The sequence below is a fragment of the Streptomyces cadmiisoli genome (assembly GCF_003261055.1).
In the GTDB taxonomy this organism is placed as follows: Bacteria; Actinomycetota; Actinomycetes; order Streptomycetales; family Streptomycetaceae; genus Streptomyces; species Streptomyces cadmiisoli.
Genome location: NZ_CP030073.1, coordinates 7,611,000 through 7,634,034, shown reverse-complemented (window position 1 = coordinate 7,634,034; position 23,035 = coordinate 7,611,000). Strand labels below are relative to the sequence as shown.

Annotated in this window: 24 protein-coding genes; 11 read left to right on the top strand and 13 right to left on the bottom strand. The window is 72.4% G+C overall.

Annotated features, from left to right (window positions below; all coding sequences use genetic code 11):
* Positions 1–223 precede the first annotated feature (223 nt).
* From DN051_RS33675 to DN051_RS33655, 5 genes are all read left to right on the top strand, one after another.
* Entirely contained in the window at positions 224–430 is a 207-nt protein-coding gene (locus tag DN051_RS33675) for a hypothetical protein (RefSeq protein ID WP_162625022.1), read from the top strand.
* A 32-nt stretch (positions 431–462) separates the two neighbouring features.
* Positions 463–660 carry a hypothetical protein gene (locus DN051_RS33670; RefSeq protein ID WP_112440439.1) on the top strand — a complete coding sequence of 66 codons (198 nt, stop codon included), beginning with the start codon at positions 463–465 and terminating at the stop codon, positions 658–660.
* 433 nt (positions 661–1,093) lie between these two features.
* Complete coding sequence (locus DN051_RS33665; RefSeq protein WP_112440437.1) at positions 1,094–2,287, top strand: phytanoyl-CoA dioxygenase family protein; 1,194 nt, start codon at positions 1,094–1,096, stop codon at positions 2,285–2,287.
* Between the two features lie 97 nt (positions 2,288–2,384).
* Entirely contained in the window at positions 2,385–3,584 is a 1,200-nt protein-coding gene (locus DN051_RS33660; protein ID WP_425471687.1) for an MFS transporter, read from the top strand.
* Between the two features lie 65 nt (positions 3,585–3,649).
* Positions 3,650–4,399: a maleylpyruvate isomerase family mycothiol-dependent enzyme gene (locus tag DN051_RS33655; protein WP_112442590.1), complete on the top strand. Its 750-nt coding sequence runs from the start codon at positions 3,650–3,652 to the stop codon at positions 4,397–4,399.
* 127 nt (positions 4,400–4,526) lie between these two features.
* On the opposite strand, the gene DN051_RS33650 is transcribed toward DN051_RS33655, so the two are convergent.
* Positions 4,527–4,928 carry a MarR family winged helix-turn-helix transcriptional regulator gene (locus tag DN051_RS33650; RefSeq protein ID WP_053757504.1) on the bottom strand — a complete coding sequence of 134 codons (402 nt, stop codon included), beginning with the start codon at positions 4,926–4,928 and terminating at the stop codon, positions 4,527–4,529.
* 86 nt (positions 4,929–5,014) lie between these two features.
* Between DN051_RS33650 and DN051_RS33645 the strand changes: the two genes are divergently transcribed.
* Positions 5,015–6,523 carry an MFS transporter gene (locus tag DN051_RS33645; RefSeq protein ID WP_112442588.1) on the top strand — a complete coding sequence of 503 codons (1,509 nt, stop codon included), beginning with the start codon at positions 5,015–5,017 and terminating at the stop codon, positions 6,521–6,523.
* Positions 6,524–6,591: 68 nt separating this feature from the next.
* Entirely contained in the window at positions 6,592–6,876 is a 285-nt protein-coding gene (locus DN051_RS33640) for a DUF6332 family protein (RefSeq protein WP_053757506.1), read from the top strand.
* Here DN051_RS33640 and DN051_RS33635 read toward each other — a convergent pair.
* The 3 genes from DN051_RS33635 to DN051_RS33625 all read right to left on the bottom strand — a co-directional run bounded on the left by DN051_RS33635 (position 6,837) and on the right by DN051_RS33625 (position 9,699).
* The gene (locus DN051_RS33635) at positions 6,837–7,502 is read right to left on the bottom strand and encodes a response regulator transcription factor (RefSeq protein ID WP_053757507.1); all 666 of its coding nucleotides are present in this window, start codon (positions 7,500–7,502) and stop codon (positions 6,837–6,839) included. The two genes, DN051_RS33640 and DN051_RS33635, sit on opposite strands and share 40 nt — an antisense overlap.
* Positions 7,499–8,725, bottom strand: coding sequence for a sensor histidine kinase (locus DN051_RS33630; RefSeq protein WP_112440433.1), 1,227 nt, complete (start codon positions 8,723–8,725; stop codon positions 7,499–7,501). The genes DN051_RS33635 and DN051_RS33630 overlap by 4 nt, the downstream gene beginning before the upstream one ends.
* 206 nt (positions 8,726–8,931) lie before the next feature.
* On the bottom strand, positions 8,932–9,699 hold the full coding sequence (locus DN051_RS33625) for a TetR/AcrR family transcriptional regulator (protein ID WP_112440431.1): 768 nt from the start codon (positions 9,697–9,699) through the stop codon (positions 8,932–8,934).
* A 262-nt stretch (positions 9,700–9,961) separates the two neighbouring features.
* Here DN051_RS33625 and DN051_RS33620 point away from each other — a divergent pair, with 262 nt between their 5' ends.
* On the top strand, positions 9,962–10,408 hold the full coding sequence (locus DN051_RS33620) for a nitroreductase family deazaflavin-dependent oxidoreductase (RefSeq protein WP_112440429.1): 447 nt from the start codon (positions 9,962–9,964) through the stop codon (positions 10,406–10,408).
* A gap of 147 nt (positions 10,409–10,555) precedes the next feature.
* On the opposite strand, the gene DN051_RS33615 is transcribed toward DN051_RS33620, so the two are convergent.
* On the bottom strand, positions 10,556–11,794 hold the full coding sequence (locus DN051_RS33615; protein WP_112440428.1) for a geranylgeranyl reductase family protein: 1,239 nt from the start codon (positions 11,792–11,794) through the stop codon (positions 10,556–10,558).
* 237 nt (positions 11,795–12,031) lie between these two features.
* Between DN051_RS33615 and DN051_RS33610 the strand changes: the two genes are divergently transcribed.
* The gene (locus DN051_RS33610; RefSeq protein WP_053757512.1) at positions 12,032–13,387 is read left to right on the top strand and encodes a dipeptidase; all 1,356 of its coding nucleotides are present in this window, start codon (positions 12,032–12,034) and stop codon (positions 13,385–13,387) included.
* A gap of 106 nt (positions 13,388–13,493) precedes the next feature.
* Here the strand turns inward: DN051_RS33610 and DN051_RS33605 are convergent, their stop codons facing one another.
* The 3 genes from DN051_RS33605 to DN051_RS33595 form a co-directional block, all read right to left on the bottom strand.
* Complete coding sequence (locus DN051_RS33605) at positions 13,494–14,534, bottom strand: NUDIX hydrolase (protein WP_053757513.1); 1,041 nt, start codon at positions 14,532–14,534, stop codon at positions 13,494–13,496.
* Positions 14,535–14,676: 142 nt separating this feature from the next.
* Positions 14,677–14,886: a hypothetical protein gene (locus DN051_RS33600; protein WP_053757514.1), complete on the bottom strand. Its 210-nt coding sequence runs from the start codon at positions 14,884–14,886 to the stop codon at positions 14,677–14,679.
* A gap of 126 nt (positions 14,887–15,012) precedes the next feature.
* Positions 15,013–15,966, bottom strand: coding sequence for an ROK family protein (locus tag DN051_RS33595; RefSeq protein WP_112440426.1), 954 nt, complete (start codon positions 15,964–15,966; stop codon positions 15,013–15,015).
* A 192-nt stretch (positions 15,967–16,158) separates the two neighbouring features.
* Between DN051_RS33595 and DN051_RS33590 the strand changes: the two genes are divergently transcribed.
* Positions 16,159–17,208: a LacI family DNA-binding transcriptional regulator gene (locus DN051_RS33590; RefSeq protein ID WP_079000547.1), complete on the top strand. Its 1,050-nt coding sequence runs from the start codon at positions 16,159–16,161 to the stop codon at positions 17,206–17,208.
* Positions 17,209–17,319: 111 nt separating this feature from the next.
* On the opposite strand, the gene DN051_RS33585 is transcribed toward DN051_RS33590, so the two are convergent.
* Positions 17,320–18,624, bottom strand: a complete 1,305-nt coding sequence (locus DN051_RS33585) for a DUF6986 family protein (RefSeq protein ID WP_112440424.1) — start codon at positions 18,622–18,624, stop codon at positions 17,320–17,322.
* A gap of 193 nt (positions 18,625–18,817) precedes the next feature.
* On the opposite strand from DN051_RS33585, the gene DN051_RS33580 reads away from it, so the two are divergent.
* Positions 18,818–19,723, top strand: a complete 906-nt coding sequence (locus tag DN051_RS33580) for an endonuclease/exonuclease/phosphatase family protein (protein ID WP_112440422.1) — start codon at positions 18,818–18,820, stop codon at positions 19,721–19,723.
* Between the two features lie 55 nt (positions 19,724–19,778).
* Here the strand turns inward: DN051_RS33580 and DN051_RS33575 are convergent, their stop codons facing one another.
* The 4 genes from DN051_RS33575 to DN051_RS33560 form a co-directional block, all read right to left on the bottom strand.
* Entirely contained in the window at positions 19,779–20,741 is a 963-nt protein-coding gene (locus DN051_RS33575) for an electron transfer flavoprotein subunit alpha/FixB family protein (protein ID WP_053757519.1), read from the bottom strand.
* A 53-nt stretch (positions 20,742–20,794) separates the two neighbouring features.
* Positions 20,795–21,580, bottom strand: a complete 786-nt coding sequence (locus DN051_RS33570; protein WP_053757520.1) for an electron transfer flavoprotein subunit beta/FixA family protein — start codon at positions 21,578–21,580, stop codon at positions 20,795–20,797.
* Positions 21,581–21,798: 218 nt separating this feature from the next.
* Complete coding sequence (locus DN051_RS33565) at positions 21,799–22,308, bottom strand: flavin reductase family protein (RefSeq protein WP_053757676.1); 510 nt, start codon at positions 22,306–22,308, stop codon at positions 21,799–21,801.
* A 234-nt stretch (positions 22,309–22,542) separates the two neighbouring features.
* Positions 22,543–22,956 carry a thioredoxin family protein gene (locus tag DN051_RS33560; protein WP_112442586.1) on the bottom strand — a complete coding sequence of 138 codons (414 nt, stop codon included), beginning with the start codon at positions 22,954–22,956 and terminating at the stop codon, positions 22,543–22,545.
* Positions 22,957–23,035 lie beyond the last annotated feature (79 nt).

Below are 23,035 nucleotides of genomic sequence, written 5' to 3'. Positions count from 1 at the left end.
ACGGGGCGGAGCCCGCTCAAGGACTCCGCCGCGTCGTTTCTCGGCCGATCTTCACCGGCTCGCCGCTGCCGTGCGGGTCACGGGCCGGGGAAAGACCGCGCCCCGCTCCGTGGCCCGCGCCGGGTGTGACGCCCGAGTACGCGTCACCTGACACGCCGTCAAGGCAGGGTCGGCGCAATACCGCTGGCTGCGGGGCGCCGTGGTCGGCGCCCACAGCGGCGGTGTGACGGTGCGGAACGACGACCCGGAGCCGACGGTCACCGTGACGCCCGTCGCGGACCGGGTCACCGAGGGAGGGGCGCTGACCTGGCGCCTCTCGCTGTCCGCGGTGGCCGACGTGCCCGTCAGCGCCGGTTTCGCGTTCCTGCCGGTCGCCGGGGCGCCGAACTGTCCACCACGGACGTCGACCCGCAGTGGCTGTCGGACCTGACCAGTGGTGGGTCTCCGCTGCCGGAGCGGCCGTTGTCCGAGGTCGAATGGCTGTACCTCTGGGCGGACGTCCAACCGGGCGAGCCGAGCGCGGAGGTCTCCGTCCCCACCGTCGAGGACACGGTGACCGAGCCGGAGGAGTCGACGCGGATCCAGCAGACCGACTTCGACAACCCGGAAGGTCCGCAGGACGGCCCGGAGTTCACCGGGAGGGTGACGGGCGCCCCCTGAGGTCGGCGGCCGGTCGGGACCGGTCGCGGCAGGGCGACCTCCCGGCCGGTCCCAGCTGGTCCCGGCGGGTCGCGACCGGTCCTGGCCGGTCCTGGCCGGTCCTGGCCGGTCCTGGCCGGTCCTGGCCGGTCCTGGCCGGTCCTGGCCGGTCCTGGCCGGTCCTGGCCGGTCGGCTTCCGCGCCGTCCGGGCCGGTCGTGGCGGAAGGACGGAGTGCGGGGCCGTGGTCACCGTGACCACGGACCCGCGCCGTTCCCGCCGGCGACGCGGGCCTGACGGGCGACCGCGCCGCTGGTCGGACAGGGGTGCCGCCGACCTGGTTCCCGGTCTGGTTCCCGGTCTCGATGACGGCTTTTTGATGTATTTCCGAGGCTTGAACGACGGGTTCGGCCTCCGAAGACTGGCAGCAGGGCGAGGGCTGCGAAGGAGCCGCGATGATTCCCACTGCCGCGCGATCACGAACCTGGCTGACCGAGGACGACTGCGACCTCACGGCGTTCCGGGCACTGGTCGAACAGCGCACCGACCCCGTCGAGCACCCCTCGGCGGAGCGCGTGGAGCAGAACGTTCCGCTCTACGACAGCGACCGGCTCCGCGCCCTGACGGCGACTGTGCAGGGGCGCCGAAACGTGCAGAGCGAACTGATCCGGGCCCTGTGGGACGGCCCCGGCATCGTCGTGTTCAAGGGCGCGTTCCAGCCCGAGACCGTGGACCGGGCGTCCGCGGCCTTCCGGACGCTGATCGACGAGGAGCGCGCCATGGGCACGGCGCGCGGCGACCACTTCGCACCGCCCGGCGCGAACGACCGCGTCTGGAGCGCCCTGGACAAGATGGCTCTGCGGGCACCGGAGGACTTCGCGGACTACTACGCGAACGACATGGCGGCGCTGGTCGCCGAGGCCTGGCTCGGCCCGGCGTACCAGGTGACCTCCCAGGTCAACGTGGTCAACCCGGGCGGCACCGCGCAGAACGCGCACCGCGACTACCACCTCGGCTTCCTGAGCCGGGAGCGGGCCGCCGCCTACCCCGCGCATGTGCACCGGCTGTCCCCCGCCCTGACGCTGCAGGGCGCGGTGGCGCACTGCGACATGCCCGTCGAGTCGGGCCCGACCCTGTACCTGCCGCACTCGCAGAAGTACGAGCCCGGCTATCTGGCGTGGCGGCTCCCGGAATTCGTCGAGTACTTCGACGCCCACCACGTCCAGCTCCCGCTGGACAAGGGTGACGCCGCCTTCTTCAACCCCGCGCTGTTCCACGCCGCCGGGCACAACCGCTCGACCGGTGTCCGGCGCATGGCCAATCTGCTCCAGATCTCCTCCGCCTTCGGCCGCGCCATGGAGACGGTGGACCGCGCGGCGATGGCGAACGCCCTGTTCCCGGTGCTGCTGCGGCGCAAGGCCGAAGGCGCCTCCGAGGACTGGCTGCGCCGCGTGGTCGCCGCCACCGCGGAGGGCTACCCCTTTCCGACCGACCTCGACCTGGACCCGCCGGTCGACGGCCTCGCCCCGGCTTCGCAGGCGTACGTGCTGTGGCAGGCCGTGGCGGAGGACTGGACGCCGGAGCGACTGCGTGAGCGGCTGTCGGCCCGGCGCGCGGCGACCTCTCCCCGACCGACCGCCGCGGAGTGACGGGAGCCCAGGGGCCACCCCCGTCCCCCTCCCCCTGCCTCGGGCGGGCGAATCCGGACCCCTTGCCCGCTTCCGGTCACCCACCTAGCCTGACTTTGTGCCGCTAATAAACAAATCCCGGATCCACAGCGCCGTGCCGGGCCGCGACCTCACCCGTCTCCGCATCGCCCTCACCACCTTCTTCGCGCTGGACGGCTTCGTCTTCGCGGGCTGGGTCGTCCGCATCCCCGCCATCAAGGAACAGACCGGCAGCTCCGCGAGCACCCTCGGACTCGCGCTGCTGGGTGTCTCGGCCGGCGCGGTGGTCACCATGACGCTCACCGGTCGCCTCTGCCGCCGCTTCGGCAGCCATCCGGTGACCGTGGTCTGCGCCGTCCTGCTCTCCCTGAGCGTCGCCCTGCCCCCGCTGACCCACTCGGCAGCGGCCCTCGGCGCCGTACTCCTGTTCTTCGGCGCGGCCTACGGCGGCATCAACGTGGCCTTCAACAGCGCCGCGGTCGACCTGATCACCGCGCTGCGCCGACCGGTGATGCCCAGCTTCCACGCCGCCTACAGCCTGGGCGGCATGGTCGGCGCAGGCCTCGGCGCGCTGGTCGCGGGGTCCCTGTCCCCCACCCGCCATCTGCTCGGGCTGGCCCTCGTCGGCCTGCTCGTGACCGCCCTCGCCGGACCGACACTGCTGCGCGGGTCCCCGCCTGCGCCGCAGGAACAGGTGCGCTACGACCGGCACGCCCCGCGACGCCTCGACGGCCGTACCCGGCGCCTTGTGATCGTCTTCGGCCTGATCGCCCTGTGCACGGCCTACGGCGAGGGCGCGCTCGCCGACTGGGGCGCCCTGCACCTGGAGCAGGACCTGGATGCCTCGCCCGGCGCCGCCGCAGTGGGCTACTCCTGCTTCGCCCTGGCCATGACGGTGGGCCGGCTGACCGGCACGTCGCTCCTCGAACGCCTCGGCCGCACGCGCACGGTGGTCATGGGCGGCTCGATCGCGGCGGCCGGCATGCTGCTCGGCGCGCTGGCGAACTCCCTGTGGGCCGCGTTGCTCGGGTTCGGGGTCGCGGGCCTCGGCCTCGCCAACCTCTTCCCCGTGGCCATCGAACGGGCGGGCGCGCTGGCGGGTCCGAGCGGCGTCGCCGTCGCCTCGACGCTCGGGTACGGGGGGATGCTCCTCGGACCGCCCGCCATCGGCTTCATGGCCGACTGGATCTCCCTGCCCGTGGCGCTGACCAGTGTCGCGGTCCTGGCGGCGGTCGCGGCGGTGGTCGGATTCGCCACCCGGCGGGCGGAGTCGCGCTGACCCGCCTCCGGCGGAACGCTCACGCACCCTCCCCCGGACCGCGCTCCGTGCGGCACACTCACGGCATGCAGACCGCCGACTTCGTCCGGGTCATCGAACGGGAGGGCCGGGCCCTGGCCCGGGCCGCCGAAGAGGCCGGTACCGGGGCCGAGGTGCCGACCTGTCCCGACTGGCAGGTCAGGGACCTGCTGCGGCACACGGGCATGGTGCACCGCTGGGCGACGGCGTTCGTCGCCGAGGCCCACGCGTCGTACCGGCCCGGCGAGGAGCGTCCCGACCTCGACGGCGACGACCTCGTGAACTGGTTCAGCGACGGGCACCGGCGCCTCGTCGACACCCTCGCCGCCGCGCCACCCGACGTCCCGTGCTGGCACTTCCTGCCCGCGCCGTCACCGCTCGCCTTCTGGGCCCGGCGGCAGGCGCACGAGACGACCGTGCACCGGTTCGACGCCGAGGCGGCCCTCGGCGGCACGGGCGAGGACATCGCCGTCGACTTCGCCGTGGACGGCATCGACGAACTGCTGCGGGGCTTCCACGCCCGCCGCCAGAGCCGGCTGCGCACCGAGACACCCCGCGTGCTGCGGGTGCGGGCCACGGACACCGACGACGCGGACACCGCGGTGTGGACCGTACGGCTGTCCCACGAAGCACCGGCCACGGAGCGCGACGGCACGGGTGCCGCCGACTGCGAACTGACCGGACCCGCCGCCGCGCTCTACCTCTCGCTGTGGAACCGCCGGCCGTTCCCCGAGGTCACCGGCGACACCTCACTGGCCGACTTGTGGCGGGAGAAGTCGGCCGTCGTCTGGAGCTGACCCCACTGGCCGGTCGGTCTGCCCTCGCCCGGAGCCGACCGGACGAACGGGTCGGTCCGTGTCGGCCCGGAGCCGACCGACCGTGCCGGTCACTCCGTCGCCGTCCGGAACTGCCGCCACGGACGCGTCAGTCGGCCGAGCCGGACAGCATCCGCGTCAGTACCGCCCGCTGCGCCGGCAGCACCGCGCGATGCACGTCGCGCCCCTTGCCGGTGAGTGCCACTCGCACGCCGCGCCGGTCCTCCGCGCACATCGCGCGTTCGACGAGCCCGTCCTTCTCCAGCCGTGCGATCAGCCGGGACAGGGCGCTCTGGCTGAGGTGGACGCGCTCGGAGATCTCCGTGACGCGGTAGGCGCAGGCACGACCCCCCGAAGCACCGCCGGCGAGAACGTCCAGGACCTCGAAGTCGCTGGCGCACAGCCCGTGTCGGTGGAGTTCACGGTCGATTTCGCACTGCGTGCGCGCATGCAGCGCCAGGATGCCGCGCCACTGCTCAACGAGGGCCTGTTCGGCCTTCTTCGCCGCCATGGGCGCACCGTAGCAGAGAAACAGAATTGTTGCGTCAGAATTAAATGTTCTTGCATTCAATGCATGTGCATGCAGCGTCGGTCGGCATGACCTCACCGCTCACCCCCTCCGTGACCGAGGGACGCTGGACCCCTCGGTTGTGGGGCACCCTGCTGGTGCCCTGCGCCGCGATGTTCCTCGACGCGCTGGACGTGTCGATGGTCGGCGTCGCCCTGCCGTCCATCGCCTCCGACCTCGGCCTTTCCACTTCGTCCCTGCAATGGGTCGTCAGCGGCTACATCCTGGGCTACGGCGGTCTGCTCCTGCTCGGCGGCCGCACCGCCGACCTGCTGGGCCGGCGCCGGGTGTTCCTGATGGCCCTCGGTGTCTTCGCCCTCGCCTCGCTGCTCGGCGGACTCGTCGACTCCGGCCCGCTGCTCATCGCCAGCCGCTTCATCAAGGGCCTCAGCGCCGCCTTCACGGCACCCGCCGGCCTGTCGATCATCACCACGACGTTTCCCGAGGGCCCCATGCGCAACCGGGCCCTGTCCATCTACACGACCTGCGCGGCCACCGGCTTCTCGATGGGCCTGGTGCTGTCCGGCCTGCTCACCGAGGCGAGTTGGCGGCTGACCATGCTGCTGCCCGCGCCCATCGCCCTGATCGCCCTCGTGGCGGGCCTGAAACTGCTGCCCCGCAGCACGCGCGAGCGCGACCACGACGGCTACGACGTCCCCGGCGCCGTCCTCGGTACCGCCTCGATGCTGCTGCTGGTCTTCACCGTCGTCCAGGCCCCCGAGGCCGGCTGGACCTCCGCCCGCACCCTGCTGTCCTTCGCCGCCGTCGCCGTGCTCCTGACCACCTTCGTGGCGGTGGAGCGGCGCTCGCCCGGACCGCTGGTCAGGCTCGGCGTACTGCGCTCCGGCAACCAGATCCGCGCCCAGCTCGGCGCCATGACCTTCTTCGGGTCCTACGTCAGCTTCCAGTTCATCGTCACGCTGTACATGCAGTCACTGCTCGGCTGGTCCGCGCTGCACACCGCGCTCGCCTTCCTGCCCGCGGGCGCGCTGGTGGCGGTGTCCTCGACGAAGGTCGGCGACATCGTCGACCGGTTCGGCACCCAGCGGCTGCTCGCGGTGGGCTTCACGCTGATGGTCGCCGGGTACGCGCTGTTCCTCGGCGTCGACCTCGACCCCGTGTACGCCGTCGCCGTTCTGCCCAGCATGCTGCTGATCGGCGCGGCCTGCGCGCTGGTCTTCCCCTCGCTCAACATCCAGGCCACCAACGGCGTCGACGACCACGAACAGGGCATGGTCTCCGGACTGCTCAACACGTCCGTGCAGGTCGGCGGTGCGATCTTCCTCGCGGTGGTCACCGCGGTGGTGACCGCGGGCGCCTCCGACGACGCCTCACCGCAGGCCGTCCTCGACAGCTACCGGCCCGGCCTGATCGTGGTGACCGGCATCGCCGTCGTGGGCCTGCTGATCGCCCTGTCGGGCCTGCGGCGCACCCCTGCCGCGGGACGCTCGGTCGTGGTCGCGCGGTCCCTGGCGAAGGAGACGGACGCGGAAGCGACGGCGGATCCGGATGCCGCACGTGTGCCGGTCCGCGACTAGGGCCTGATTCCGGTGGGTGCCCGGCGGGACCATTGCTCCGCCGGGCACCGGCCTGTTTCACTTGCGGGATGACCGGTAACGGGGGACGGCGCACGCAGGCCGATCGGGACGCGATCACCGTGGAGATCGGGTACGCGCTGTGCAGCGCGGCGTTCGCGGCGGCGGTGGTCTTCGGAGCCGTGGCCGGTCCGGCGCTCCTCTTCGACCTTCCCCGCGGGCTGGAGACGGTGCTGGTCCGCACCGGTCTCGTCCTCGTGCCGGTCCTGTTCCTGGCCAGGGTGGTCGCCGTGCTCGTCCGCTTCCAGCGTTCGGATCAGCCGAGCCAGCCCGGCCGCACCAGGCCCGACTCGTAGGCCAGGACGACCAGTTGCGCCCGGTCACGGGCGCCCAGCTTCACCATCGTGCGGCTCACATGGGTCTTCGCGGTGAGCGGGCTGACCACCAGGCGGCGGGCGATCTCCTCGTTGGACAGGCCGATGCCGACCAGGGCCATCACCTCCCGTTCCCGGTCGGTGAGTTCACCCAGGGTGTCCACCGGCGCGGGCTCCTTGGAGCGCGCCGCGAACTCGGCGATCAGCCGGCGTGTGACGCCCGGTGACAGCAGTGCGTCACCCGCGACCACCGCACGCACCGCGCGCAGCAGTTCGTCGGGTTCGGTGTGCTTCACGAGGAAGCCGGAGGCGCCGGAGCGGATCGCCTCGAAGACGTACTCGTCCAGCTCGAACGTGGTCAGCATGACCACCCGGACCTCCGCGAGGTTCGCGTCCTCGGTGATGCGACGTGTGGCGGCGAGACCGTCCAGCACGGGCATCCGGATGTCCATCAGCACCACGTCGGGCCGCAGTTCGCGCACTTCACGCACTGCCTCTTCGCCGTCGGAGGCCTCCCCGGCCACCTCGATGTCCGGCTGGGCGTCGAGCAGCGCCCGGAAGCCGGCGCGGACCAGCGACTGGTCGTCGGCGAGCAGTACGCGGATCACCGGTTCTCCTCCCGCACGGTGAGCGGCAGCACGGCGAGCACCCGGAAGCCGCCGTCGGGGCGGGGGCCCGCCTCGATCGTGCCACCGAGCGCGGCGGCCCGCTCCCGCATTCCGGCCAGCCCGTTTCCGCTCCCGCCCGCGTGGGCGCCGCCGGCCGGGCCGTCGTCGTCGACACGCAGCCGCAGCGCACCGGCGTCGTGCTCCAGGCGCACGCGCGCGTGCCGGGAACCGGAGTGCCGGACGACATTGGTGAGAGCCTCCTGAACGATGCGGAACGCGGCGAGGTCCGTGCCCGGCGAAAGGCGCGGCGGCGTCCCTTCGACGGCCACGGTGAGTCCCGCGCTCGCCGCCTGCTCCACCAGTTCGGGCAACCGGTCCAGGCCTGGCGCCGGTGCGCGCGGCGCCTCGCCGGGCGTGCGCAGGGTGTCGAGGACCTGGCGCACCTCGCCGAGCGCCTCCTTGCTGGCGGACTTGATCGTGGTGAGCGCGGTGCGTGCCTGCTCCGGGTCGGTGTCCAGCAGGGCGAGGCCGACGCCGGCCTGCACGTTGATGACGGAGATGCTGTGCGCGAGGACGTCGTGCAGTTCGCGCGCGATCCGCAGCCGTTCCTCGTCCGCACGCCGGCGCGCCGCCCGGGCGCGCTCCGCCCGCTCCCGCGCCCACTGCTCCCGGCGCGTCCTGGCCAGCTCCGACAGCGCGACGATCGCCACGATCCAGGTCGCGATCACGATCTCCTGCCCCCAGGAGGCGGGCTCGTCGCCGGACGGCGGCAGCCACCGGTAGAGCCAGTGGGCGACCAGCACATGTGCCGCCCACAGCAGTCCCAGCGCCGCCCACGCCGCCTTCCGGCGGCCCGCGACGATCGCGCTGAAACAGGCGACGGCGACGGTCAGCAGCACCGGGCCGTAGGGGTAGCCGGCGCCGAGGTAGACGGCGACGGTGGCCGCGGTGCCGAACACGACCGGCACCGGATGGCGCAGCCGCCACAGCTGCTGCCCCGCGGCGACCAACAGCAGCACCCGGGCGAAGGGGTCCAGGAGCGCACGCTCGCCCTGCTGTCCGTGCGCCGCGAAGTCGGATCCGACGAGTACGAAGGCGGTGAGCAGGACGGTGGAGCGCCACGGCCACCGAACCGGCCGCTCCTCGTCCCGGCGACCTGGCCACGGCGGTCCGTGACGCCACCACAGGGGCGGTCCGCCCCGACGTACGCGCTGCTCCTCCATGTCCGCCACGCTAGACCGGACCCGCTGCGCGCGGCGTCGGCCCGGCGAGGTGATCACACGTACTCCCGGCGAAGTACTCGCCGCGCGTCACCTGCGTCAGTGATCCACGCTCCGGGGGCGTGCGAGAGCGGGTCACCGAGGTGCCGGCCGAGCCTGGGACGAGTGCGGGCGCCCGAACGCCGATCGCGGTACGCGCGCGGTCCGTGTCACGACCCCGGCTCGCCGCCCTCGCCGGCCGTCGCGCTGCCCGGACGGGGCGTCGTGGCGCGCCCCTTCTGCGGGTAGACGAGACCGACAGTGTGGGCGAGTTCGGTCACCGCCTGCCGGAAGAAGGGCTCGCGGTCCTCGACGATCCGGTGGAACTGCCCGAACACCTCGAACCCCACGAGCCCGAACAACTGCGCCCAGGCCGCCACGAGGGTCGCCACCACCTCCGGCGGGAGGTCCGGCGCCAGGTCGGCGGCCATCCGCACGGCCTCGGGCCGCAGTTCGGCGGCGAGCCGGGGCTTGGCCACCCCGAGTCCCTGGTGCGCGTCCCGCACGATGGCGATGAGCAGCAGACCGACCCGGCCCGCGGCCGGGATCGTGGTCTGCGGCGCGGTGTAGCCGGGCACGGGGGAGCCGTAGATCAGCGCGTACTCGTGCGGATGGGCGAGGCCCCAGGCGCGCACGGCCTCGCAGGTGGCGGTCCACCGCCGCAACGGGCCGGAGTCGGCCACCGACCCGTGCGCCGCCTCGGCTGCCTCACCGAGGGAGTTGTACGCGTCGATGATGAGGGCGGTCAGCAGGTCGTCACGACTGGGGAAGTAGCGGTAGACCGCTGAGGAGACCATGCCCAGCTCGCGGGCGACCGCGCGCAGCGAGAGCTTGGGGGCGCCTTCGGCGGCGAGCTGCCTGCGCGCCTCGTCCTTGATCGCCGCGGTGACTTCGATCCTGGCTCGGGCGCGGGCGCCCGGTGTGGGGGTGTTGGGCATGGGAAAAGTCTTCCATGTTTTGGAGCAGCGCTCCAGATCCAGAGCGGTGCACTGAAGCGTGACGGGCGCTCCACTACGAGAGCGATGGGCGGGCATGTTTCGGGTGCGGTGCACCGCGGCAGGCGCGGCTCCGTGGCGGACTCCGGGCGGAATAGCGCTCCAAAACGAGAGCAGCGCTCTTGCTTCGAAGCGTCATTCCGGTCAGACTGCTCGCAAGCGAGAGCACCGCTCACACTTTCCGCGTCCAGGAGGCAGCCCACCCATGTCCACCCACGTCCAGAAGCCCGGCTGGTTCACCGTCAACGTCCTCAACCGGGCCGTGGCCTGGATGACCCGCCGCGGCCTCAGCGTCTGGGGCTCCCGTGTCCTGGCGGTCCGCGGCCGAAAGAGCGGCGAGTGGCGCACCACGCCCGTCAACCTGCTGACCGTGGACGGTCAGCACTACCTCGTCGCTCCGCGCGGCCACGTCCAGTGGACGCACAACATGCGGGCCGCGGGCGGCGGCGAGCTGCGGCTCGGCAAGAACGTGGACGCGTTCGCCGCGACCGAGATCGCCGACGACGACAAGCCGGCGCTGCTCCGCGCGTATCTCAAGCGCTGGAAGGCGGAGGTGGGCGTCTTCTTCAACGCCGTCGGACCCGACTCCTCCGACGAGGAGCTGCGCCGCGTCGCGCCCGACCACCCCGTCTTCCGGATCACGTACTCGTGATCACGTACTGGTGACGCCGGCCCGAGCCCAAGCCCGAGCCCACAGCCACCGGCACCCGCACCCGCACCCGCACCGATGCACACGCCGCAGCCACCGACACCGACACCCGCCCAGCGCCCCCGGCCGCCGCTACGGACGCGCCCGGCGTCACGGACCGGCCTCGTCCTCGGCCGGCGCGGTCCGGCGGTCCAGCGCGGTCAGGACGCGCTGGGCCATGGGACGGCCGCGGACGATCTCACCGAGCGACGTCGAGCCGCGCGTGATGTCCACGAACGCCTTCCAGGCGGGCCGGAAGCCGGTCAGGGCCGTGTGGAAGAGACCGGGCCGCCGCTCGAACGCGGTCAGCAGCCGCTTGCCGACCGCCATTTCCACGCCGAGCCCCGCCTTGACCGCGAACGCGTAGTTCAAGGCCTGCCGACGGGTGTCGACCGCATCGTGCGCCTCGGCGATCCGCACCGCCCACTCCCCCGCGAGCCGGCCCGAACGCAGCGCGAAGGAGATGCCCTCGCGCGTCCACGGCTCCAGCAGCCCCGCCGCGTCCCCGCACACCAGCACCCGCCCGCGCGACAGCGGCGAGTCCTCGGCCCGGCAGCGGGTCAGATGGCCGGAGGAGACGGCGGGTTCGAACCCGGCGAGTCCGAGCCGCCCGACGAAGTCCTCCAAGTAGCGCTTGGTGGCCGCGCCTTCGCCACGTGCCGAGATCACTCCGACCGTCAGGGTGTCGCCCTTGGGGAAGACCCATCCGTAACTGCCCGGAATCGGACCCCAGTCGATCAGGACGCGCCCTCGCCAGTCCTCCGCGACCGTCTCCGGCACCGGGATCTCCAGCTCCAGGCCGAGGTCCACCTGGTCGAGCTTGACGCCGACGTGGGCCCCTATCCGGCTGGCGCTGCCGTCCGCGCCGACCACCGCGCGCGCCAGCACGGTCTCGCCGCCTTGGAGGACGACGGCGACCGTCCGCCGGTCCGGCACCGCCGAGCCGTGCTGCTCGACCCGCGAAACGGTCACGCCGGTGCGCAGTTCGGCACCCGCCTTCTGCGCGTGCTCGACGAGCTGGTGGTCGAACTCGGGCCGGTTGATCAGCCCGAACAGCATCTGCTTGGAACGCCGGGTACGGGTGAATCGTCCGTTGTTGGAGAACGTCACCGCTTGCACCCGGTCCTGGAGCGGCAGTTCGAAACCGGGGGGCAGGGCGTCGCGGGAGGGCCCGATGATTCCGCCGCCGCACGTCTTGTAGCGGGGCAGCTCCGCCTTCTCCAGCAGCAGCACGCGCCGTCCCGCGACCGCCGCCGCGTAGGCCGCCGAAGCCCCTGCGGGTCCCGCACCCACCACGACGACGTCCCACACCTGCCGCACGTCGCCCGCCGAAGAGTACTCGCTGCTCACGATGGTCTACTGCTCCCGATCCGCCGCCTGCCGCATCTGTCCCCCGCATCCTACGGCGGGCATCGCCGCAGGCCGCTGTGGGAGGATCGACTGCGTGTGCGCCCCGCATCCGGGACGCGCCTGCACTCGCGCGGTCACCCGAGCGCGCATGCAGCGGAGGTCCGTGCACCGCATCACGGGCCCACCGCACAAGCCCTTACAGAGAACTACAACGTCGCACCTACAAGGAGCGTGCCCATGTCGTCGAATCCGGTCGCCGAGACCGTCGCTTCGCTGATGCCCAGGGCGAAGGCGGAGCTCACCGAGCTGGTGGCCTTCAAGTCGGTGGCGGACTTCGACCAGTTCCCGCGCAGCGAGAGCGAGGGAGCCGCGCGCTGGGTGGCGGACGCGCTGCGCGCCGAGGGCTTCGAGGACGTCGCCCTGCTCGACACACCGGACGGCACCCAGTCGGTGTACGGCCACCTGCGCGGCCCCGAGGGCGCGAAGACCGTCCTGCTCTACGCCCACTACGACGTGCAGCCCCCGCTGGACGAGGCCGGCTGGACCTCCCCGCCCTTCGAACTGACCGAGCGCGACGGCCGTTGGTACGGGCGCGGTGCCGCCGACTGCAAGGGCGGCGTGATCATGCACCTGCTGGCGCTGCGCGCGCTGAAGGCGAACGGCGGCGTGCCGGTGCATGTCAAGGTGATCGCCGAGGGTTCGGAGGAGATGGGCACCGGCGGTCTGGAGCGGTACGCGGAGGAGCATCCGGACCTGCTGGAGGCCGACACCATCGTCATCGGCGACGCGGGCAACTTCCGGGTCGGCCTGCCGACGGTGACCTCGACCCTGCGCGGTACGACGGTCCTGCGGGTGCGGGTGGACACGCTCGAAGGCAATCTGCACTCGGGCCAGTTCGGCGGCGCGGCGCCCGACGCGCTGGCGGCGCTGATCCGCGTGCTGGACTCGCTGCGCGCGGCGGACGGTTCGACGACGGTCGACGGGCTGTCGTCGGATGCGCGGTGGGAGGGCCTTCAGTACGAGGACGAGCAGTTCCGGCAGGACGCCAAGGTCCTCGACGGTGTCGAGCTGATCGGCTCCGGCACGGTCGCCGACCGTATCTGGGCGCGTCCGGCCGTCACGGTGCTCGGCATCGACTGCCCGCCGGTCGTCGGCGCCACCCCGTCCGTGCAGGCGGGTGCGCGGGCGCTGGTCGGCCTGCGGGTGCCGCCGGGCGTGGACACGGCGGAGGCGACGAAACTGCTCCAGGCGCACATCGAGGCCCACACCCCGTGGGGTGCGCGGGTCAGCACGGAGCAGATCGGCCAGGGCCAGGCGTTCCGCGCCGACACGACGAGCCCGGCGTACCAGGCGATGGCCGACGCGATGGCGGTGGCGTACCCGGGTCAGGAGATGCAGTACGCGGGTCAGGGCGGCTCCATTCCGCTGTGCAACACCCTCGCCGCGCTCTACCCGCACGCCGAGTTCCTGCTCATCGGCCTGAGCGAGCCGGAGGCCCAGATCCACGCCGTCAACGAGAGCGTGTCGCCGCAGGAGCTGGAGCGGCTGTCCGTGGCGGAGGCACTGTTCCTGCGCAACTACGCGGCGGGCTGAGCCCCGCAGCACCCCACGCGCGGCGCGGGCCCCCGGCACCGACCGGGGCGCCTGCGCCGCGCGCGTACGCGGGTCGGCAGAGCGACGGATCGATGCCCGCCCGTCGTCACCCGACGGGCACGCCGGCCTCCAGATACAGCGCGGCCCCGCGTTCCCGGGCCCGCAGGGCCCAGCGCAGTCGCTCGTAGCGCACCGGCGGCAGCAGGCCGGCGGCCTCCTCCTCGGTGACGAAGCGCCAGCCGCGCAGCTCGGGTCCGGGCAGCAGCAGTTGCCGGGCCTCGGCCGAACCGAGGCGTCCGCCGTCGAACAGCAGGCGCAGCCCGCCGAAACCGGGAGGTGCGGGCGGTTCCCAGTCGACGACCAGCAGGCGGGGTATCTCGTCGAGTCGTATCCCGGTCTCCTCTGCGACCTCGCGGATCCCGGCCCGGGCGGGTGCCTCGCCGGGCTCTACGACGCCGCCGGGGAACTCCCAGCCGGCCTTGTAGGTGGGGTCGACGAGCAGCACACGGTCCTCCTCGTCGAAGAGGAGGACACCGGCCGCGAGTGTCTCGGCGCTCGGTTCGGGGGTCTGCACGATGTCGCAGACCGACGCGGTCCCGGAGGTGACGGCCTCCGCGATCCGGACGGCGGTCTCGTACGGGGTGCGGGCGCCGTTGTCGACCGGGTGGGCGTCCGCGGTGAGCCAGGAGGCGAGAGCGGCCCGGTACGGCTCCATGTGGTCGTACGACCACTGCCGCACGCGTATCTCGCCGTCGGGGACGTCGGGCGGGATCTCACGGTTCGCGATGCGGTCCCGCAGTATCGTTTCGGCCGGGGTCAGAAGCACATGCCGGACGCTGATGCGGCGGGCGGCGAGGCCTCCGAAGATCTCGTCGCGGTACTCCTGGCGCAGCAGGGTCATGGGCACGACGAGGGTGCCGCCGAGTTCGGCGAGCAGCGCGGCGGCCGTGTCGATGACGAGGCGGCGCCAGATCGGCAGGTCCTGGAAGTCGCCGACCTCGGCGAGGCGCTTGGCCGGCAGCAGGGCGCGCAGCTCGCCGCCGATGACCTCGGGGTCGAAGAGCGTGCTGTTCGGGATCAGTTCGATCAGTTCCCGTGCGGTCGTCGTCTTCCCCGCACCGAACGCACCGTTGATCCAGACGATCACGGTTCCCCCTCTTCTGTTGGCCCCCTGTGGCTTGCCCGCTCCACCCTGCCACGGAAACCAGCCCCAGTTGAGGGTGCACAAGCGGAAGCGCCGACCCCCCTTCACCGGGGGCCGGCGCCTCGTGCCGCTGCGGTCGGCCCGGTCAGTTCTTCTGCCCCTGCGCCTTCTTGCCCTGCGGAGTGTCCTTCGCCCCGGCCTGGCCGGCGCCGGAGAGCGAGTCGTCGAGGGTGCTGACGGGGTCCAGGTCGAGGTTGCTCAGGCCGATGTCGCCCCCCGCGTGGGAGGGGGTGACGGCCGCGACGACGAACCCGGTGGCGAGGGAGGCGATGGCAAGCATGCTGCGCTTCTTCATACCCGATTCAACTGTCGCGGCGGGCCGAGGTCACGCGCGGATCGCCGCCCGGAGTACCGCGCCGGGCCGGTCGGGGCGCCGGTGTTCGCCCCGGTGACGCCTGAACGTTCCTGCTCCGAGCGCCTCTCAGACCCCGGCCGCCGTCGTGTCCGACGTTCTCGCCAGGGCCGCCGCGGCGGCCCCCACCAGCCCCGCGTCGGTGCCCATCTGGGCCGGCACCACCGTCAGGCGCTGGACGAAGGACAGCGTCGCGTAGTCGCCGAGGGCCTTGCGCAGCGGGGACAGCAGGACGTCGCCCGCCTTGCCCACGCCCCCGCCGATGACGGCGATGTCGATCTCCACCAGCGTCGCGGTGGCGGCGATGCCCGCGGCCAGGGCCTGAGCGGCGCGTGCGAAGGAGGCCACGGCGACCGGGTCGCCCGCCCGGGCGGCGGCGGCCACCGCGGCGGCGGAGCTGTCACCGTCGGGACCGGGACGCCAGCCGCCGTCCAGCGCGCGGCGCGCGATGTTGGGACCGCTGGCGATGCGCTCCACGCAACCGCGCGCACCGCACGGGCAGAGGTCGCCGTCGAGATCGACGCTGATGTGGCCGATGTGACCGGCGTTGCCGGTGGGGCCGGAGTGGAGGCGCCCGTTCAGGACCAGACCGCCGCCGACGCCGGTGGAGACCACCATGCACAGCGCGTTGTCGTGGCCGCGTGCCGCGCCCTGCCAATGCTCAGCGGCGGTGATCGCCACTCCGTCGCCGATCAGCTCCACGGGCAGTCCGCCGGCCGCCGCCCGGACCCGCTCCACCAGCGGGTAGTCGCGCCAGCCGGGCACGTTCACCGGACTGACCGTGCCCGCGGAGGCGTCCACCGGGCCCGCGCTGCCGATGCCGACGGCGTGCGCGCGACCCCACAGCGGCGTGGCGGTCAGCTCGCCCATCACCTCCTCGACGGCGCGCATCACGGTGTCGCCGTCCTGCTGGGCGGGCGTCGGGCGCTGGGCGCGCATCACGATCCGGCCGCCGCCGTCCACCAGCGCGCCTGCGATCTTGGTACCGCCGATGTCGAGCGCGGCCACGAGGTCGGTGTGCATCAGTGTCAGGTCTCCCCGTTCAACCTTGGCAAAAGGGCTGGCCGGTCCAGCGGTGGGGCGCGGGCCGGAGATTGCGGTGGACAGTCTCTCCCGCGTCTGACAACGTTGTCCAGGCTCTATGCTCGACGCCACATCCTCATACAAACCATCGAGCTACGCATCCCCGTGGACCACAGGACAGGACACCACACCGTGCCCGAGACCCACCGTCGAGCAGACCGCCTCCCCGGAAGCCGCTACGGCAACCGCCCGACCATGAAGGACGTCGCGGCCCGTGCCGGGGTCGGCCTGAAGACGGTCTCCCGGGTCGTCAACGGCGAACCGGGGGTCACGCCGGAGACCGAGCGCCGCGTCCAGGAGGCCATCGACGCGCTCGGCTTCCGGCGCAACGACAGCGCACGCGTGCTGCGCAAGGGCCGCACGGCCAGCATCGGACTGGTCCTGGAGGACCTGGCCGACCCGTTCTACGGGCCGCTCAGCCGCGCCGTGGAGGAGGTGGCCCGCGCCCACGGGGCCCTGCTGATCAACGGTTCCAGCGCCGAGGACCCGGATCGTGAGCAGGAGCTGGTGCTGGCGCTCTGCGCCCGCCGGGTGGACGGGCTGGTCGTCATCCCGGCCGGCGACGACCACCGGTATCTCGAACCCGAGCTCAAGGCGGGTGTCGCCACGGTGTTCGTGGACCGCCCGGCGGGGAAGATCGACGCCGACGTCGTCCTGTCGGACAGCTACGGCGGCGCCCGGGACGGCGTCGCGCATCTGATCGCGCACGGCCACCGGCGGATCGGTTTCATCGGCGACATGCCCCGCATCCACACCGCCGCGGAGCGACTGCGCGGCTATCGGGCCGCGATGGAGGACGCCGGGATATCCGTCGAGGACTCCTGGATGTCCCTGGGGGTCACCGATCCCGGCCGGGTGCGCCGGGCGACCGAGGAGATGCTGGCCGGCCCGGACCCGGTCACCGCGGTCTTCGCCGGCAACAACCGTGTGACGGTCACCGTGATCCGCGTCCTGGCCGAGCAGTCCCGGCAGGTCGCCCTGGTCGGTTTCGACGACATCGAGCTCGCCGACCTGCTCCAGCCGGGTGTCACCGTCGTCGCCCAGGACGCGGCCGCTCTCGGCCGTACCGCCGCGGAGCGGCTGTTCCGCCAGCTGGACGGCTCGCTGGTGCTCCCGGAGCGCATCGAACTGCCCACGCGGCTGATCACCCGGGGCTCGGGCGAGCTGCCGCCGGCGGACTGAAGCGCCTGTCGCTCCGGTCCCGTGCGGCGGCACGACACGTCGGGCAGTGCGCAGGGGCACGGTGCGGCACCGGCGCAGTCGGGCCCGTCGGGAACGGACCCGGTCGCCCCGCTACTTGGCGGAGGCCGTCAGGTCGCCGCGCCTCGGTGTCGCGTAGGCCTCCAGATCGGCCCGTGTCAGACCGCTCAGCCGGGCCACCTCGGCGATGTCGAGCGCGCCGCAGTCCAGGCCGCGCAGGAGGTAGCCGCTGAGGGCCTTGGCGGTGGCGGGCTCGTCCATGACGTCTCCGCCGGAACGGCTCGCGTAGCGGGCGAGGCGGGCGGCGGCCTGCTCGAAGCCCTCGCGGTAGAAGGCGAAGACGGCCGCGTAGCGGGTCGGGATGTGGCCGGGGTGCATGTCCCAGCCCTGGTAGTAGGCACGGGCCAGGGCGCGCCGGGTGAGTCCGTAGTGCAGGCGCCAGGCGTCGTGCACCTGCGCGGTGGGGCCGACCGGCAGGACGTTGGTGGAACCGTCCGAGACCCGTACGCCGGTGCCCGCGGCGGCGACCTGCATGACCGCCTTGGCGTGGTCGGCGGCCGGGTGGTCGGCGGCCTGATGGGCGGCGGAGACACCGAGGCAGGCGCTGTAGTCGAAGGTGCCGTAGTGCAGTCCGGTGGCACGGCCCCGGGCGGCCTGGATCATGCGGGCGACGGTGGCCGTGCCGTCGGCGGCGAGGATCGACTGGCTGGTCTCGATCTGGATCTCGAAGCCGAGCCGCCCCGGTTCGAGGGCGTGCGCCTTCTCGAAGGCCTCAAGCAGCCGCACCATGGCGGTGACCTGCTCGGGGTAGGTGACCTTGGGCAGGGTGAGCACCAGTCCGTCGGGCAGTCCGCCGGCCCGCATCAGGCCGGTGAGGAAGATGTCGAGGGTGCGGATGCCGCGGTCCCGGACGGCGGCCTCCATGCACTTCATGCGGATGCCCATGTACGGCGCCGCCGTGCCGTTCGCGTACGCCTCGGCGATCAGCCGGGCCGCACGTGCCGCCGCCTCGTCCTCCTCGGCGTCGGCACGGGGGCCGTAGCCGTCCTCGAAGTCGACGCGCAGGTCCTCGACGGGTTCGCGCTCCAGTTTTGCGCGGACCCGGTCGTGGACGGGGACGGCCAGTGCGTCGGAGAGCCCGAGGACGGCGGCGAAGGAGGCGGCGTCCGGGGCGTGTTCGTCGAGCGCCGCGAGAGCCCGGTCGCCCCAGGAGCGGACGGTGTCGGCGGCGAAGACGTCACCGGGGACGTACACGGTGTGGACGGGCTGCCGGGTGCCGGGGTCGCCGGGGTAGAGGCGTGCCAGCTCGGCGTCGACCGGCGCGAGCCAGGCGCCGATCTCCTCGCCGACCGCGCCCGCGAGGCTCGTCGCCACCTGTTCCTGCCGGCCCTGACCCATCCCGGACCTCCCGTTTTCCGCCTCAAGCATTCAACAATCTGTTGAATGACGCTATCCGTGGACCTTCCGGATGGTCAACACCCCGTCCCGGCGAGGCCACCCCGACCTTTCGGCATGTTCACGCCCATCTCATGAAGCGGTACAACACTTCGGATGCACGACTCGTCCGGCAGCCCCCGTAGAAGGAGCCCCTGTGCCGAACCACAGCCGAGTCACGCGCCGTCTGGGCCTGAAGACCGCGTTCGCCGCAGCGGTCGCCCTGCCCCTCTCCAGTACAGCACTGTCGCCGTCGGCCGCCTCCGCCGAGGAGCCCCCCGACCTGCGTCTGCGGACCATGTCCTTCAACCTGCGTTTCGCGAGTGCCACCGAGCCGAACAGCTGGGCGGTGCGCAGACCGGTGATGCGCGAACTGCTCCGTCGCGAGCGGCCCCACGTCATCGGCACTCAGGAGGGCCTGTACCAGCAGCTGCGGGACATCGAGTCCGACCTCGGGCCGCACTACGACTGGATCGGCACCGGCCGGGCCGGCGGCAGCCGCGACGAGTTCATGGCGATCCTGCACGACACCCGCCGTCTCGCGCCGGTCGAGTACGACCACTTCTGGCTCTCGGACACCCCGGACGTGATCGCGTCGAACACCTGGGGCGGGGGCTCCATCCGCATGGTCACCTGGGTCCGCTTCCGCGACCTGCGCGACCCCGGCCGGGAGTTCTACGTCCTCGACACCCACCTGGACAACCGCAGCCAGGACGCACGCGAGCGTGCCACCGCCCTGACGGTGCAGCGCATCGCAGGACTCGATCGCTCGCTGCCACTGCTGGTGACCGGTGATTTCAACGTCGCGGCCCACGGCAACCCGGTATACGACATGCTGCTGGAGGCCGGTCTCGTCGACACCTGGGACGCCGCGGCCGAACGCGGCCCGCAGTACGCGACCTTCCACGGTTACCGGCCGCTGACACCGGACGGTGACCGCATCGACTGGATCCTGGCCACGCCGGGTGTCACCGTGCACCGGGCGGAGATCAACACGTTCTCGCTCGACGGGCAGTTCCCGAGCGACCATCTGCCGGTTCAGGCGTCGCTGACGCTGGGATGAGCCGAGGCCCCCGTGACCGGTGCGGTCACGGGGGCCTCGTGCGGTCCGCGGACGATCAGCCCTTGCGGGACTTGATCTCCTCGGTGAGCTGCGGGACCACGTCGAACAGGTCACCGACCACGCCGTAGTCGACCAGCTCGAAGATCGGCGCCTCCGGGTCCTTGTTCACGGCCACGATCGTCTTCGACGTCTGCATGCCCGCCCGGTGCTGGATCGCACCCGAGATGCCGGACGCGATGTACAGCTGCGGCGACACGGACTTGCCGGTCTGGCCCACCTGGTTCGTGTGCGGGTACCAGCCGGCGTCCACCGCGGCGCGCGACGCGCCGACGGCCGCACCCAGCGAGTCCGCCAGCGCCTCGATGATCCCGAAGTTCTCCGCACCGTTCACACCACGGCCGCCGGAGACCACGATCGCGGCCTCCGTCAGCTCCGGACGGCCGGTCGACTCACGCGGCGTGCGGCCCGTGACCTTGGTGCCGGTCGCCTGCTCCGAGAAGGACACGGACAGCGCCTCGACGGCACCGGCGGCCGGAGCGGCCTCCACGGCGGCGCTGTTCGGCTTGACCGTGATCACCGGGGTGCCCTTGAGGACCCGGGACTTCGTGGTGAACGACGCCGCGAACACCGACTGCGTCGCCACCGGGCCCTCGTCACCGGCCTCCACGTCGACGGCGTCGGTGATGATGCCCGAACCGATGCGCAGCGCCAGGCGGGCGGCGATCTCCTTGCCCTCGGTGGAGGACGGGACCAGCACCGCGGCCGGGGAGACGGCCTCGTGGGCGGCCTGCAGCGCGTCCACCTTCGGCACGACCAGGTAGTCGGCGTACTCGGCGGCGTCGTGGGTGAGGACCTTCACCGCGCCGTGCTCGGCGAGCGTGGCGGCGGTGTCGGCGGCGCCGTTGCCGAGGGCGACGGCGACCGGCTCGCCGAGGCGGCGGGCCAGGGTCAGCAGCTCGAGGGTCGGCTTGCGGACGGCACCGTCCACGTGGTCGACGTAGACGAGGACTTCAGCCATGGGAATGCTCTCCTGCGTAACGAAGTTGAGGGGCGGTCAGCGGGGGCGAGCCCTTAGATGAACTTCTGGCTCGCGAGGAACTCAGCGAGCTGCTTGCCGCCCTCGCCCTCGTCCTTGACGATGGTGCCGGCCGTGCGGGCCGGACGCTCGGTGACGGTCTCGACCTTGGTGAACGCGCCGTCGAGACCGACCTCCTCGGCCTCGATGTCCAGGTCCGACAGGTCCCAGGACTCCACCGGCTTCTTCTTCGCCGCCATGATGCCCTTGAAGGACGGGTAACGCGCCTCGCCCGACTGGTCGGTGACGGAGACGACGGCCGGGAGCTGCGCCTCGAGCTGCTCGGAGGCGGCGTCGCCGTCGCGGCGGCCCTTGACCGTGCCGCCGTCGACCGCGACCTCGGACAGCAGCGTCACCTGCGGCACGCCCAGGCGCTCGGCGACCAGCGCCGGGACGACGCCCATGGTGCCGTCGGTGGAGGCCATACCGGAGATGACCAGGTCGTAGCCGGCCTTCTCGATGGCCTTGGCCAGCACCAGCGAGGTGCCGATGGCGTCGGTGCCGTGCAGGTCGTCGTCCTCGACGTGGACCGCCTTGTCCGCGCCCATCGACAGCGCCTTGCGCAGCGCGTCCTTCGCGTCCTCCGGACCCACCGTCAGCACCGTCACCTCGGCGTCGTCGGCGTCCTCCGCGATCCGCAGCGCCTGCTCGACCGCGTACTCGTCCAGCTCGGAGAGCAGACCGTCGACGTCGTCACGGTCGACGGTCAGGTCATCGGCGAAGTGCCGGTCGCCAGTGGCGTCGGGCACGTACTTCACAGTGACAACGATCCTCAAGCTCACGCCGGCTCTCCTACTGCATCGTCATTTCTCGGCTGCCTGCTTGCAGGCAGCATAGGCGCCTGAAGCGGCCGGTCCCGATCGGGGCGACCCGCGCTCCGAACGAAATATTACTCGTCAGTACACCCAGTTCGTTCCCGCTAAGCAAGCGCTTTGAACTGTGACCTTCGCAACGCAGCGTAACCGGAACTCGACGGCTTCGCAGGCCGGTGGGCCTGTGCTCAATCCCGCAGAGCCGTGAAGCGCCCTTGGTGGTAGACGAGCGGGCGGCCCGAACGCGACGGGGCGCCCAGGGCGATCTCCGCGACCACGATGTGATGATCGCCCGCCGGCACCCGCGCGTGCACCCGGCACACCAGCCAGGCCAGTACGCCGTCGAGCACGGGGACGCCCTGCGGGCCCTCGCGCCAGGCCGTGGGTGCGCCGAACCGGTCGGCGCCGCTGCGCGCGAAGGTGGCGGCCAACTCCTGCTGGTGTTCACCGAGTATGTGCACCCCGACGTGGCCGGCCCGCGAGACCGCGGGCCAGCTGGACGAACCCGTACCGATCACGAAGGACAGCATCGGCGGCTCGGCGGAGACCGAGGTGAGCGAGGTGGCGGTGAAGCCGACCGGACCCGCGTCGCCCGGGGCGGTGATCACCACGACCCCGGCCGCGTGCCGCCGGAAGACCGCGCGGAGCAGATCGGGGGAGGCGGCGCGCGGGGTGTCGAGGTGGGGCGTTGCCGTCATGGAGTCGGCCTTCTGCGAGAGGGGGCGGTCCCCCGCGGCGGCGGAGCCGTGCGCGGGGAGAGGTCCGGGGTTGTTCAACGACCCGGACAGCACGCGCTCGCGGTGCGGGCCAGGTCGACATGGGCCCGCCCGAAGAGAAGGAGTTCCGAAGGCATACGGTCAGGTTGACGATAGGTGTTGCGCGCAGTCAAGTTCGTTCCGGGATCCGAAGGCCCGCCGACCGGGCGTCGCCACTCAGACCGCCTCCCCCAGGGCGGCGATGACGTCGGCCTTGCGCGGCAGCCCGGCGGCCCGTCGCACGACCCGGCCGTCGGCGTCCAGCACCAGCACGGTCGGTGTCTTGAGGATGTCGAGTGCGCGCACGAGGTCCAGATGGGCCTCGGCGTCGATCTCGATGTGCGTGACCCCGGGGACCACGCCGGCCACCTCGCCGAGGACCCGCCGGGTCGCCCGGCAGGGCGCGCAGAAAGCGCTCGAGAACTGCACCAGCGTGGCACGCTCGCCGAGTTCCGCGCCCAGCTCGGCCGCGCCGAGCCGCTTCCCCTCGTCACGTCCGCGCACCCGCACTCTCCCACTTCGCCGGCGGTGCAGTCCTCCGAACACGCTCGTCGCCGCGAGCACCGCCAGACACACCACGAGTCCCGTCAGTCCTGTCATCGCCGGGTGAAGCGTTCACGAGACCGCAAAGATTCCCGCCTGCCGTGGGCGATCCCGCTGCGGAATGCTG

Coding starts and splice junctions, on each gene's coding strand:
- DN051_RS33665 (WP_112440437.1), top strand. CDS start 1,094: ATGATTCCCACTGCCGCGCGATCACGAACCTGGCTGACCGAGGACGAC.
- DN051_RS33655 (WP_112442590.1), top strand. CDS start 3,650: ATGCAGACCGCCGACTTCGTCCGGGTCATCGAACGGGAGGGCCGGGCC.
- DN051_RS33650 (WP_053757504.1), bottom strand. CDS start 4,928: ATGGCGGCGAAGAAGGCCGAACAGGCCCTCGTTGAGCAGTGGCGCGGC.
- DN051_RS33645 (WP_112442588.1), top strand. CDS start 5,015: ATGACCTCACCGCTCACCCCCTCCGTGACCGAGGGACGCTGGACCCCT.
- DN051_RS33640 (WP_053757506.1), top strand. CDS start 6,592: ATGACCGGTAACGGGGGACGGCGCACGCAGGCCGATCGGGACGCGATC.
- DN051_RS33630 (WP_112440433.1), bottom strand. CDS start 8,725: ATGGAGGAGCAGCGCGTACGTCGGGGCGGACCGCCCCTGTGGTGGCGT.
- DN051_RS33625 (WP_112440431.1), bottom strand. CDS start 9,699: ATGCCCAACACCCCCACACCGGGCGCCCGCGCCCGAGCCAGGATCGAA.
- DN051_RS33620 (WP_112440429.1), top strand. CDS start 9,962: ATGTCCACCCACGTCCAGAAGCCCGGCTGGTTCACCGTCAACGTCCTC.
- DN051_RS33610 (WP_053757512.1), top strand. CDS start 12,032: ATGTCGTCGAATCCGGTCGCCGAGACCGTCGCTTCGCTGATGCCCAGG.
- DN051_RS33600 (WP_053757514.1), bottom strand. CDS start 14,886: ATGAAGAAGCGCAGCATGCTTGCCATCGCCTCCCTCGCCACCGGGTTC.
- DN051_RS33595 (WP_112440426.1), bottom strand. CDS start 15,966: ATGCACACCGACCTCGTGGCCGCGCTCGACATCGGCGGTACCAAGATC.
- DN051_RS33585 (WP_112440424.1), bottom strand. CDS start 18,624: ATGGGTCAGGGCCGGCAGGAACAGGTGGCGACGAGCCTCGCGGGCGCG.
- DN051_RS33575 (WP_053757519.1), bottom strand. CDS start 20,741: ATGGCTGAAGTCCTCGTCTACGTCGACCACGTGGACGGTGCCGTCCGC.
- DN051_RS33565 (WP_053757676.1), bottom strand. CDS start 22,308: ATGACGGCAACGCCCCACCTCGACACCCCGCGCGCCGCCTCCCCCGAT.